Source organism: Streptomyces sp. NPDC048514 (genome assembly GCF_043199955.1).
Classification (GTDB): Bacteria; Actinomycetota; Actinomycetes; order Streptomycetales; family Streptomycetaceae; genus Streptomyces.
In genome coordinates, this window is the sequence record NZ_JBICWT010000009.1 from 223,557 (window position 1) to 236,052 (window position 12,496).

Here is a 12,496-nt window from a genome sequence, read left to right on the forward strand (position 1 = left end):
GTGGATGCTCGATTCCGGCCGTCTCACGTCTGGTGATTCTCGCGAAGCTCCACCTTGCGCACCTTTCCGGACACCGTCATCGGGAAGGAGTCGAGGATCCGGAGCCTGCTGGGGATCTTGAAGTGCGCGAGCCGGCCCTCGCAGAAGGCGCGGAGGTCCTCCAGGGTGAGCGGGTCGGCCGCCTCGTTCGGGATGACGCAGGCGAGGACCTCCTCGCCGTACTTCTCGTGCGGCACCCCGACGACCTGGACGTCGCGGATCTTGGGGTGGGCGTAGAGGAACTCCTCGATCTCGCGCGGGTAGATGTTCTCGCCGCCGCGGATGATCATGTCCTTGATGCGGCCGACGATCTCGACGTACCCGTCCTCGCGCATCACGGCGAGGTCCCCGGTGTGCATCCAGCGGCCCGCGTCGACGGCCTCGGCGGTCTTCTCCGGCTCGTTCCAGTAGCCGAGCATCACGCTGTAGCCGCGGGTGCACAACTCACCCGTCGTGCCACGGGGTTGCGTCACACCGTCCACCGGGTCGACGACCTTGACCTCCAGGTGCGGCAGGACGCGGCCGACGGTGGCGGTGCGGTGCTCCAGGTCGTCGTCGATACGGGTCTGCAGGGACACCGGTGACGTCTCCGTCATGCCGTAGCAGATGGACACCTCCGCCATGTGCATCTCGGCGACGACCCGCTTCATCACCTCCACCGGGCAGGGCGAGCCCGCCATGATGCCGGTGCGCAGGGTGGAGAGGTCGTAGGAGGCGAAGTCGGGGAGGTTCAGCTCGGCGATGAACATCGTCGGGACGCCGTACAGGGACGTGCAGCGCTCCCGCTGCACGGCCTCCAGGGTGGCCTTCGGGTCGAAGGCGGGTGCCGGGACGACCATGCAGGCGCCGTGCGAGGTGGCGGCGAGATTGCCCATCACCATGCCGAAGCAGTGGTAGAAGGGCACCGGGATGCAGATCCGGTCCTGCTCGGTGTAGGCGACCGACTCCCCCACGAAGTAGCCGTTGTTCAGGATGTTGTGGTGGGAGAGGGTGGCGCCCTTGGGAAAGCCGGTGGTGCCGGAGGTGTACTGGATGTTGATGGGGTCGTCGCAGGACAGCTCGCTCGCGCGGGTCGCGAACTCCTCGGCCAGGTCGGGCGTGCCGCGCCGCAGCAGCTCCTGCCAGCCCGGGTCCCCGATGTACACCACCTGCCGCAACTGCGGGCAGCTGTCCCGCACTTCCTCGACCATCGCCCGGTAGTCACTGTTCCGGTGGCTCAGAGAGGCGAACAGCAGGGAGATTCCGGCCTGGTTCAGGACGTACTCGACCTCGTGGGTGCGGTAGGCCGGATTGATGTTGACCATGACGGCACCGATCCGTGCGGTGGCGTACTGCACGAGCACCCACTCGGCGCAGTTGACCGCCCAGATGCCCACCCGGTCGCCCTTGGCGACACCGCTCGCGAGCAGCGCGTACGCCAACCGGTCGACGTCGGCGGCGAATTCGGCGTAGGTCCAGCGCCGCCCGGAGGGCACGTCGACCAGGGCCTCGCGGTCCGGCCAGGTGGCCACGGCCCGGTCGAGGCTGGCGCCGATGGTGTCGCCGAGCAGCGCGGTGGTGCCCGTCCCGTGCGTGTACGACGGCTGCGTGGTCACCGGAAGTCCTCCTCGCGGTACTCGGCGTCGGAGCCCTCGGCCGTGGCCTCGCGCAGCTCGATCCGGCGGATCTTGCCGGAAACGGTCTTGGGCAGCGCGCCGAACTCCAGGCGGCGGATGCGCTTGTAGGGGGCGAGCACCTCGCGGGAGTGCTCGAAGACGGCCTTCGCGGTGTCCGGTCCTGGCTCGAATCCCTCGGCGAGGACGACGTACGCCTTGGGCACGGCGAGCCGCAGCTCGTCCGGGGCGGGCACGACGGCGGCCTCGGCGACCGCCGGATGCTCCAGCAGCGCGCTCTCCAGCTCGAACGGGCTGATCTTGTAGTCGGAGGCCTTGAAGACGTCGTCGGCACGGCCGATGTAGGTCAGGTAGCCGTCCTCGTCGCGGGAGGCGATGTCACCGGTGCGGTAGTAGCCGCCGGCCATGGCCTCGGCCGTGCGGTCGGGGTCGCCGTGGTAGCCGGTCATCAGGCCGACGGGGTGTTCGGAGAGGTCGAGGGAGACCTCCCCCTCCGCGGCGCCGGGCGCGCCGGAGACCGGATCGAGGAGTTCGACGCGGTAGCCGGGGCTGGGGCGGCCCATGGAGCCGGTCTTCAGCACCTGGCCGGGGCTGTTGGAGACCTGGACCGCCGTCTCGGTCTGCCCGAAGCCGTCCCGGACGGTCACGCCCCAGGCCCGCCGTACCTGTTCGATGACCTCGGGGTTGAGCGGCTCGCCCGCGGCCACCACCTCGCGGGGCGGGGTGGCGAGCCGTCCGAGGTCGGCCTGGATGAGCATGCGCCACACGGTGGGCGGGGCGCAGAAGGTGGTGACCGCGGCCCGGTCCATCTCCGCCATCAGCCGCTCCGGGTCGAAGCGGGTGTAGTTGAAGACGAAGACGGTCGCCTCGGCGTTCCACGGCGCGAACAGGTTGGACCAGGCGTGCTTGGCCCAGCCGGGCGAGGAGATGTTCAGGTGCACGTCGCCGGGCCGGAGACCGATCCAGTACATGGTGGCCAGGTGCCCGACGGGGTACGAGGTGTGGGTGTGCTCGACCAGCTTGGGGTGGGCGGTCGTGCCCGAGGTGAAGTAGAGCATCAGCGGGTCGTCGGCCAGCGTGGGGCCGTCGGGGAGGAACTCGGCGGGGGCCGCGTAAGCGTCCTCGTACGGCTCCCAGCCCTCCTCGGGCAGGCCGCCGACGGAGATCCTGGTGTAGGTACCGGGCACGTCGGCGAACTTGGCGGTGTCGTCGGCCCGCACGACGACGTGCTTCACCCGGCCCCGCTCGACGCGGTCGCACAGGTCGGCCGGGCCCAGCAGCGGAGTGGCCGGGATGACGACCGCGCGCAGTTTCATCGCGGCCAGCGCGATCTCCCACAGCTCCGCCTGGTTGCCGAGCATGACGAGGATGCGGTCCTCGGCGGCGATGCCCCGCTCGCGCAGCCAGTGGGCGATCCGGTTGGAGCGTTCGGCCAGCTCGGCGAAGGACAGCCGGGTCTCGGTGCCGTCCTCCTCGACGATGTGCAGGGCGGTGCGGTCGTTGCCGGCGGCGATCACGTCGAACCAGTCCAGGGCCCAGTTGAACTGCTCCGGCCGCGGCCAGCGGAAGCCCGCGTAGGCGGTGGGGTAGTCCTGCCGGTGCTCCAGCAGGAAGTCCCGGGCGCTCCGGAAGACCTCGGTCGCCGTCGTCATCTGCGTCCTCCATGCTTTCGTGGTCGTTCACCTCCGGGCACTCTCCGCCGGTGTCGAGTGCTCCCTCCGGTTCACTCCCGTGTTTCCGGACCATTGCCGGGCGGCTCTCTGGCATCGTCTAATCCGTGATGCAGGTCTCACTACCCCCGAACGGGGGTGCAGTGCACAGGTGAGCCGTGCCGAAGGAGCGATGAGGTGGCAGCAGAGGCCGTCGCGGCGGCGGAGATTCGCGGTGGGCTGGCCCGGCTGCGGCGCGCCACGGGACTTCCGGTGGCCTTCGGCGGGCTGGTCGAGTCCGGCCGGCCGCGGATCCGGATCAGCGAGCTGAGCGGCACGACCACTGCCGCCCTGCGCTCGCTCGCGGTGACCTCCGGCAACGGACTCGGCGGCAAGGCGGTGGCGCTGGCCCGGCCGTGCGCGGTGACGGACTACTCCAGTTCCCGGCAGATCAGCCACGAGTACGACGTCCCGGTGGCCGCCGAGGGCATCCGCTCGGTGCTCGCGGTGCCGGTCGTCGTACGGCGGCGGGTGCGCGGGGTGCTGTACGGCGCGCTGCGCTCGGCCCAGCCGCTCGGCGACCGCGCGCTGGGCTCGGCGATGGCGGCGGCACGCGATGTGGAGCAGGCTCTGGTGGTGCGGGACGAGGCGCGGGAGTTGCTGACGGCGGCCCGGTCCGAGCCGGTGGACGCGCAGGCCGGTTCGGCCTGGGAGCAGGTGCGCGAGGCGCACGCGGCGCTGCGGGCACTGGCGCCGCGGATCGCCGACCCCGGGCTGCGGGCGGAACTGCTGGCCGCATGCGGGCTGCTGACCGCGCCCGGGCCGGGCGGCGGCGCGAGCCTGGCGCCGCGCGAACTGGACGTGCTCTCCTGGGTGGCGGAGGGTGCCACCAACGCGGCCGTGGCCGAGCGGCTGGGGCTGCGCCCGGAGACGGTCAAGGGTTATCTGCGCTCGGCGATGCGGAAACTGGGCGCGCACACCCGAGGGGAGGCGGTGACTGCGGCCCGCAGAGCGGGGCTGCTGCCGTAGGACGGCCGGGCAGGCTCCGGTGAGGAAACCTGCCCATTCATGCGCCGACGCTTTGAATTTCCCTATGCTTGACCGTTTGTTATTTCCCTCACCACGGCTTCCGTCCGAATTTCAAGGATCGTTGCCTAGAATTTGGCCCGGACACGACACACGAGGGGAGCGGTGACCGTGCGACGGGACTTCCAGGAGCCTGCCAGGTGCCGCCCCGACCTGGTCATCGGCCGCGAGGAGTTGTTCACGGGCGCCCGCGACCAACTCGCCTCGGGGGGCAGCGTGCTGTTGCACGGCCCCGCCGGAATAGGGAAATCCACTGTCCTGCGGGCATTGGCCGAGGAATACGCGGCCACCGCGCGCACCGTCCTGCGCTGCTCGGCGACGGAGTCCGAATCCCACCTTCCGTTCCTCGCTCTCGCCGACCTGCTCGGTCTCGTCCTCGACGACGTCTCCCCCCGGCTGCCCGCCGCCCAGCGCACCGCCCTGGAGTCGGCGCTCACCGGCCGCGGCGAGTCCAGCCTCCAGCGCGACGGTCTCGCCCTGCGCCTCGCGGTGCTCTCCGCGCTGCGCGCCCTCGCCGCCCGGGGACCCGTCCTGCTCGTCGCCGACGATCTGCAGTGGCTGGATCCGGCCAGCGCCGAACTGCTCGGCTTCGCCGCCCGGCGCCTGGAGGGCACCCCCGTGCAACTGCTGTGCGCGGTGCGCACGGAGGGCCAGGAGAGCCAGGAGTACGACCGTCATCTGCGCGCCTGCCCGCCGGACACGCACGCCGTCCGGCTCGGCCCGCTGACCCGCACCCAGGTCGCCCAGCTCCTCGACCACCGCGGCCACGGCAACCTGCCCCGCTCCACGGTCCGCGAGATCCACCGCACCAGCGGCGGCAACCCGCTCTTCGCGCTGGAACTCGGCCGCGCCCTCGCCGAGAACCCCACCCCGCCCCGGCCGGGCGAGCCGCTGCCCGTGCCCACCTCGCTGCGCGCCCTGGTCCTCAGCCGGCTGGACATGCTGTCCGTCGAGGCCCGGCGCACCCTCCTGGTGGCCAGCGCCGGCGCCCGCCCCACCCCGGCGCTGCTGCACGCGGCCGGCCGGGAGCACGCCGAGGCCGAATGCGCCCAGGCGGCCGAACTCGGGCTGCTGGCCACCGAGCCCGACGCGCCGGCCGTGCGGTTCGCGCACCCGCTGATCTCCGCCGCGCTCTACGCGGAGGCCCCCGCCCACGAGCGGCGGGCCGCGCACGCGGCGCTGTCCACCGCCGCCTCCGACCCGATCGAACGGGCCCGGCATCTGGCGCTGGCCACCACCGGCGCCGATCCGGAGGTCGCCGCCCGGCTCGCCGAGGCCGCGTCCCTGGCCCGCGACCGCGGGGCGCCCTCGGTCGCCGCCCATCTGGGGCTGCTCGCCGCCCGGCACACCCCCGGCTGCGGCGTGCCGGGCCAGGAGGAGCGCCGGCTGCAGGCCGCCGAGGACGCGATCACGGCCGGCGAGGTCGACCTGGCCCGCGACATCGCCCGGGAGGTGCTCACCCGGGCGAGCGTGCCCGCGGACCGGGTGCGGGCCTGGATCATCGTCATCGACACCGCGGGCCACACCATGGCGGAGGTCGACGCCGTCTTCCCGCAGGCCCTCGCCGACGCCGGCGACGACCCGCGGCTGCTGGCCCTCGTCCACTACCAGCTGGCCTGGCGGGCGCTGATCGTGGCGGGCGACTTCACCGAGGCCCGTCAGGCCGCCGCGCACGCGGCCGAGCTGGCCGCCCGCGGCGGGGACCGGCGCACCGAACTGCTCTCCCTCGCCTTCCAGGCGCAGACGGAGACCCTGATGGGCCATCCGGAGGCGCCCCGCACGATCAAGCGCGCGCTCCGGGAGCCCCAGGACCCGAGGGTGGCCTGGCACCACAACGGGGCGGGCAGCGCCCGGTTCCGCTGGCTGGTCATGGGTGACCAGCTGGCCGAGGCGCGGGCCACGGTCACCGCCCTGCTGCGCGAGGTGCGCCGGCGCGGCTCGGTGGAGAGCGAGGTGCACTTCCTGCGCGGGCTCGCCGAGACCGAACTGCGCGCCGGGCACTGCGGCCGGGCCCTGGAACTGGCCCGCGAGAGCCTGCGGCTCGCCCGGGACTCGGGGATCGGCGAGACCGCCTCGGCGATGCTCACCTCGCTCGCGGAGGCGTCCGGCGGCGACGTGGACCGGGCGCTGGCCCTGGCCCGGGAGGCCGTGGAGCACGCCGAGCAGGACGGCGACCAGATGTACCTCTCCCGGGCCCTGGGCGCGCTCGGCTACGCCCAGTTGGTGGCCGGGGACCCGGCGGGCACCGTCCGCTCGCTGCGCCGGGTGCGCGGCCTGGAGCTGGACCTCGGCATCACCGACCCGGCGCGTGGCCGCTGGCAGGGGGATCTCGCCGAGGCGCTGGTCCGGATCGGTGAACCGGCCGAGGCGCAGGACGTCATCGACGTGAGCCGCGAGCACGCGCTGCGGCTCGGCCGGGAGAGCGTCCTCGCCGTCCTCGACCGCGCCGAGGCCCTGGTGCGTGCCGCCCGGGGCGACGTGGAGGCCGCGATCGCCCAGCTGACGTCCGCTCAGGACCGGCTCGGCAAGCTCGGCTACGGTCTGGAGGAGGCGCGGGCCGCGTTCGCGCTGTCCCGGCTGCCGGGCCTGCACCCGGGGCGGGCCCCGGGCCCGGGTGGCACGGAGTCGACCCGGCGGCTGACGGCCGCAGCCGACGAGGCCGGCCGGATGTTCCGGCGCTGCCGGGCGCTGCCGTGGCTGCGCCAGGTGGACGAAGCCCGTGCCACCCTCGAGCCGGAGCCGGCCCTCGCCCTTCCGGACGCCCTGGACGCGCTGGACGTCCTGGCCTCGATGGAGCGTCAGGTCGCCGCGCTCGTGATGGAGGGCGCCACCAACCGGGAGATCGCGGCCCGGTTGTTCATCAGCGTGAAGACGGTGGAGGCGACCCTGACCCGGGTCTACCGCAAGCTGGGGATCCGATCACGCGTCGACATCGTCCGATTGGCGGCAGGTCGGCGCGCGAACTGAGCACCGCCCTTGTTAACTGAACCGGACCGAGGGTTTTCCCTCACCCAACCCCCTAGGGGGTTCCCTCATTGGGAGCCAAGGGTTCCGGGTCCTAGCGTAATGGGCGTGCCGCTCGCCCGGGCACATGGGGGTCGGTCCCGCGACCCCCATGCTCTACCCCCACACCCGCGCGACCCCCCACCGGTGCAACCCCCACTGAGGAGACTCATGTTCGGGACCAGACGTGCCAGAAAGACCGCCGCGACCCTGGTGGCCACCGCCGCCGCGGCGACCGCGCTCCTCGCCTCCCCCACGGCGAGCGCCGCCCCCCAGCCCATCGTCGGCGGGACGACCACCACGACGACCGCGTACCCGTTCGTGATGCAGATCACGGACGCGTCCCAGAACCAGTTCTGCGGTGGCACCCTGGTGGCCCCCAAGAAGGTCGTCACGGCCGCGCACTGCATGGTCGGCGAGACCACGGGCAGCGTCCGCGTGGTCGGTGGCCGGACCTACCTGAACGGCACCAACGGCACGGTGAGCCGGGTCAGCAAGATCTGGATCAACCCGAACTACACGGACGCCACCAACGGCGACGACGTCGCCGTGCTGACCTTGTCGACGTCGATGCCGTACACCCCGGTGTCGTACGTCTCCTCCTCCCAGACGGGCGTGTACGCGGCCGGCACCACGGCTCGCATCCTCGGCTGGGGCACCACCTCGGAGAACGGCAGCTCCTCCAACCAGCTGCGGACCGCGACCGTACCGACCGTGTCCGACTCCAGCTGCCGTTCCTCCTACGGTTCGGACTTCGTCCAGTCCGACATGGTATGCGCCGGATACACCTCCGGCGGCGTAGACACCTGCCAGGGCGACAGCGGCGGTCCCCTGCTCATCGGGGGCGTCCTGGCAGGGATCACTTCTTGGGGCGAGGGGTGCGCGGAGGCGGGCTACCCGGGTGTGTACACCCGGCTGACCACCTTCTCGAACCTGGTGACCGCGCAGGTCAACTCCTAACCCGGAAGACCTCCCGAGCCTCGCTCGGGCAGATGCCAGGGGGGCGTTGCGAGCCACCACGAGCGGCCCGCAACGCCTCCCTATCCACGTGCCGCAACGCCTCCCTATCCACGTGCACCCCCGTGGGACGTGGCGGCTTCGTGTCGGCACCGGGCCCGCCGGGCACTCGTCCGCGGTGAGCCCGGCGGCCACTTGCCGGCGGTGAGCCCGGCGGCCACTTGCCGGCGGTGAGCCCGGCGGCTACTTGCCGGCGGTGAGCCCGGCGGCTACTTGTCGGCGGTGAGCTTCCCGGCCGCGCCCCAGCTGTCGGCGGGCACCTCGTGGATCCAGACCTGGACGCTCTCGGCCGGGATGCGGTACGCGTCGACGAAGGCGTCGGTGACCCGCCTGACGAGGTCCCGCTTGAGTTCGGCGTCGCGCGGGCCCTGCTGGACGGTGACGATCGGCATGTCTGACTCCCCTGTGCGGAGCGGCGGTTGCCGCCTGCTGTTTCGGTGGGTCCAGTCCATCGCCCACCGCCCCGGCGACCAAGGGGCAGTTCGCGACCGCAGCGATCAGCTTTCGTGATCGCCGCAGGCCAGCAGCAGATTCCCGCAATGCACGGTGGGGCCGGCGGTGGGCACGGCGAGGCCCGTGCGCAGAGCGAGGCCCGGCGCGCGGAAGGGGACGTACGCCACCCGCGGGGTGTGCAGGACGCTCGCGTGGGCGGCGTAGACGACCGTCCACAGGGGCCGGGTGCCGATGGTGGCGAGGGTGTCGTGCAGGGAGCCGCCGACCGGTCCCGGCAGCGGTTCGAACCCCGCCGTGCGGCAGGCGCCGACGACCAGGTCGACCAGGGCGGGGTTGGTGCGGCGCGGGGTCAGGGCGAGCGGCAGCCCGGCCAGCTCGGCCAGGTCGATCTCGTCCCGGGCCGCGAGAGGGTGCCCGGCCGGGACGGCGGCCATCAGCGGGTCGGGCCACAGGGGCAGCACCCGTACACCGGGCGGGGGTTCGGCCGATCTGACGAACGCGGCGTCCAGCCTGCCCGCCGCGACGCGGTCCAGCCGTTCGGCGACCGGGAGCGAGAACAGCTCGACCGGTACGCCGGGTGCCCGCTCGGCGAACGCGGCGAGCACCCGGTCCAGATGGCTGCCGAGGCCCGTGCTGGTCCCCAGGCGCAACCCGGCCGGCGCGGCCACGGCCGCCCTGGCCCGCTCCGCGGCCGCCAGCACCGCCCGCGCCTCGGGCAGCAGGCGTTCCCCCGCCCCGGTCAGCCGCACCCGCCGCGGTGACCGGTCGAACAGCTCGGCACCCAGCTCCCGCTCCAGCCGCTGAATCTGCTGGCTGACCGCCGACTGCACGATGTGCAGCCGGTCGGCCGCCCGGCCGAAGTGCAACTCCTCGGCGACGGCGACGAAATAGCTCAGCTGGCGCAGTTCCATGGGCCGACTGTAGACGGCGGCCGCCGGGTCCCGCCGAGGCCGTCCGGGGGCGTATGGGCCGGGGTCGAGGGGGCCTGCCGGGGGTTGGGGCGGCCGGGGCTCACCGCCGCAGGACGTCGCCGAACCGGATGTCGTGGACGGCGTCCGGGCGCATGACGCGCAGCGTCCGCCGCCCCTCCTCGGCCACCTCGTCCCGCCGGGCCCCGGTCAGCCGGCCGAAGGTCTCGATGACGAGGGTGCCGCCGTCGAGCCTCCACACACCGGCCAGGAAGCCGTCGACGAGGAGCGTGCGGTGGGCCTGGTTGCCCTGCCGGTTGCGGCCCCGGTGGGCGGGTGGTACGACCCGGGTGCGGTCGGCGTGGGAGAGCAGGAGGTTGTCGTACTCGGGCAGGAAGCGGGGCGGGGCCGGGGTGTCCGGGTCGGGACGCGGGGCGTCGGGCAGGTCGAAGAGTTCGGTGCCGCCGCCGTCCCGGAAGGTGAGCAGTTCCGGGCGCAGCCTTTCGAAGGCACCGCGCAGCCGGGTGAGCCCGGACCAGGCCTGCATGTCCATGACGGAGGCCGGCCCGAAGGCGGCGAGGTAGCGCCGGACGACGGACTCGGGCGCCGGGGCCTGCCCCGCCGGGCCGCCCAGCCAGTGCTCGGCGGTGGTCAGGGCGACCTGGCCGCTCTCACCCCAGATCCCGCGCGGGGTGACCTGGACCAGTGGCAGGGTGCAGCGGGCGGCGATCGCCAGGGCTCCCGGATCGGCGTCCGGCCATTCGGCGCCGAGTGCCTGCCGCAGCTGGGCCATGGTCCGCGGCTCGGTCTCGACCAGCTCGCGCGCGAATGCGGCCAGCCGGCCGAGGTCGACACCGGCGAGGCCCTTGCGGAAGCCGCTCAGCTCGCGTTCGCGGGCGGGCTGCACGAACGGCCGCAGGGTGCGGCAGTCGTCGGCGGTGTGCAGGTGGATGGTCGAGCGCAGGGTGACGAGCCGGGCGGCCTGCCGGCCGGCCATGGGCACGGACAGCGACCGCGGCGCGAAGTCCGCCAGGCGGGCGGCGAGGGCGTAGTACGGCGGTTCGACGTTCTGTGCCTGGAGGCCGAGCAGGTGACGTACGGCGTCCGGGGCCGACCGGGACGAGCGGCGCAGCAGCAGCTGCCGCTCCAGGGTGGCACGGTTCAGGGCGCGGGTGTTCAGCATGGGCGCGCTCGCCGCGCCGCTCCGGGTCGCGCTGCCGTTCGTCATGCCCGCACGCTAACGGTCTCGCGGTCGTCATGCCCGCACGCTAACGGTCTCGCGGACACCCTCCGTCCTCGACGGCCGCCCGGTACGGTCCCCGCTCCGTCCTCGACCGCCGCCCGGTACGGTCCTCGCACCGTCCTCGACCGCCGCCCGGTACGGTCCTCGCACCGTCCTCGACCGCCGCCCGGTACGGTCCTCACCGACACCCTCTCCGTCCTCCGCCGCCGCGGGTACGGCATCCGGTTCCGGCGCGTGGCCGGGTGCCGCCGATATCCTGCCCGTACGCCCGCCGCGTGTGCACGCCCGTACGCGGGCGCGACGGAGAGGCGGACGATGGCCGAGCGATCTGACGGCAGGAACGGCGGCCGCAGGCCGGTCTGGCGCCGCGCCACCCCTCCGCCCCAGCCGCCGGCAGGCGAGGCGCCCGTGCCCGACCCGGGGCGGGCGGAGGCCGTCGAGCCGGCGGGCGTCGTCCGGGCGGCGCTGTACCGCGACGGCGTCCGCGTCTCCTCCCCCGGCACGCTCGCCGAGACCTACCGCGAGCTGCGCGAGCAGCCCGCCGGCATGGCCTGGATCGGCCTCGCCCGCCCCACCGTGGCGGAACTGCAGTCGCTGGCGACCGAGTTCGACCTGCATCCGCTCGCCGTCGAGGACGCGATGGAGGCGCACCAGCGGCCGAAGCTGGAACGGTACGGCGACACGCTGTTCGTCGTCCTGCGTGCCGCCCGCTACCTGGACGCGCCGGAGGAGGTGGACTTCGCGGAGCTGCACGTCTTCGTCGGCCCCGACTTCGTCCTCACGGTCCGGCACGGCGCGGCGCCCGACCTGTCGGCGGTCCGACGCCGCATGGAGGACTCCCCCGAGCTGCTGAGGCTCGGCCCGGAGGCGGTCCTGTACGCGATCCTCGACGCGGTGGTGGACGGCTACACCCCGGTGGTCCTGGGTGTCCAGACCGACGTCGACGAGATCGAGACCGAGGTGTTCCGCGGCGACCCCGAGGTCTCCCGCCGCATCTACGAACTCTCCCGGGAGATGGTCGAGTTCCAGCGTGCGACACGCCCGCTCGTCGGCATGCTGCACGGCCTGATGGCCGGCTTCGCCAAGTACGAGACCGACGAGGAGCTGCAGCGCTACCTGCGTGACGTGGCCGACCACGTCACGCACATCAGCGAACGCGTGGACGGTTTCCGCCAGGCCCTCACCGAGATCCTCACGGTCAACGCCACCCTCGTCACCCAGCAGCAGAACGCGGAGATGCGGGCGCTGGCCCAGGCGGGCTTCGAGCAGAACGAGGAGGTCAAGAAGATCTCGTCGTGGGCGGCGATCCTGTTCGCCCCGACGCTGGTGGGAACGATCTACGGGATGAACTTCGACCACATGCCGGAGCTGCACTGGCCGGCCGGGTACCCGTTCGCCATCGCGCTGATGGCGGTCGTGTGCACCGGCCTGTACGTCGTCTTCAAGCGGCGGGGCTGGCTCTGAGCGGCCGCCGGGGCGAAGTCC

9 protein-coding genes are annotated in these 12,496 nt (G+C 73.2%); 4 read left to right on the plus strand and 5 right to left on the minus strand.

Annotated features, from left to right (window positions below; genetic code table 11):
- Nucleotides 1-23: 23 nt before the first annotated feature.
- Both ACGFT2_RS21295 and ACGFT2_RS21300 read right to left on the minus strand, forming a co-directional pair.
- On the minus strand, nucleotides 24-1,634 hold the full coding sequence (locus tag ACGFT2_RS21295; RefSeq protein WP_393280473.1) for an AMP-binding protein: 1,611 nt from the start codon (nucleotides 1,632-1,634) through the stop codon (nucleotides 24-26).
- Nucleotides 1,631-3,304 carry an AMP-binding protein gene (locus ACGFT2_RS21300; protein WP_393280476.1) on the minus strand — a complete coding sequence of 558 codons (1,674 nt, stop codon included), beginning with the start codon at nucleotides 3,302-3,304 and terminating at the stop codon, nucleotides 1,631-1,633. Before ACGFT2_RS21300 ends, ACGFT2_RS21295 begins: the two co-directional genes overlap by 4 nt.
- Before the next feature lie 195 nt (nucleotides 3,305-3,499).
- On the opposite strand from ACGFT2_RS21300, the gene ACGFT2_RS21305 reads away from it, so the two are divergent.
- From ACGFT2_RS21305 to ACGFT2_RS21315, 3 genes are all read left to right on the plus strand, one after another.
- Nucleotides 3,500-4,330, plus strand: a complete 831-nt coding sequence (locus ACGFT2_RS21305) for a response regulator transcription factor (protein ID WP_393280478.1) — start codon at nucleotides 3,500-3,502, stop codon at nucleotides 4,328-4,330.
- A 162-nt stretch (nucleotides 4,331-4,492) separates the two neighbouring features.
- Nucleotides 4,493-7,354: an ATP-binding protein gene (locus tag ACGFT2_RS21310; RefSeq protein ID WP_393280481.1), complete on the plus strand. Its 2,862-nt coding sequence runs from the start codon at nucleotides 4,493-4,495 to the stop codon at nucleotides 7,352-7,354.
- 207 nt (nucleotides 7,355-7,561) lie between these two features.
- A complete protein-coding gene (locus tag ACGFT2_RS21315; RefSeq protein WP_393280483.1) occupies nucleotides 7,562-8,350 on the plus strand; it encodes a S1 family peptidase in 789 nt (262 codons plus the stop codon).
- A 266-nt stretch (nucleotides 8,351-8,616) separates the two neighbouring features.
- Here ACGFT2_RS21315 and dmpI read toward each other — a convergent pair whose 3' ends face one another.
- The 3 genes from dmpI to ACGFT2_RS21330 all read right to left on the minus strand — a co-directional run bounded on the left by dmpI (nucleotide 8,617) and on the right by ACGFT2_RS21330 (nucleotide 10,996).
- Nucleotides 8,617-8,799, minus strand: coding sequence for a 4-oxalocrotonate tautomerase DmpI (dmpI, locus tag ACGFT2_RS21320; RefSeq protein ID WP_393280486.1), 183 nt, complete (start codon nucleotides 8,797-8,799; stop codon nucleotides 8,617-8,619).
- Nucleotides 8,800-8,904: 105 nt separating this feature from the next.
- Nucleotides 8,905-9,771 carry a LysR family transcriptional regulator gene (locus ACGFT2_RS21325; protein WP_393280489.1) on the minus strand — a complete coding sequence of 289 codons (867 nt, stop codon included), beginning with the start codon at nucleotides 9,769-9,771 and terminating at the stop codon, nucleotides 8,905-8,907.
- A gap of 100 nt (nucleotides 9,772-9,871) precedes the next feature.
- Nucleotides 9,872-10,996 carry a winged helix DNA-binding domain-containing protein gene (locus ACGFT2_RS21330; protein ID WP_393280492.1) on the minus strand — a complete coding sequence of 375 codons (1,125 nt, stop codon included), beginning with the start codon at nucleotides 10,994-10,996 and terminating at the stop codon, nucleotides 9,872-9,874.
- 330 nt (nucleotides 10,997-11,326) lie between these two features.
- Here ACGFT2_RS21330 and ACGFT2_RS21335 point away from each other — a divergent pair, with 330 nt between their 5' ends.
- On the plus strand, nucleotides 11,327-12,475 hold the full coding sequence (locus ACGFT2_RS21335) for a magnesium and cobalt transport protein CorA (protein WP_393280495.1): 1,149 nt from the start codon (nucleotides 11,327-11,329) through the stop codon (nucleotides 12,473-12,475).
- Nucleotides 12,476-12,496 lie beyond the last annotated feature (21 nt).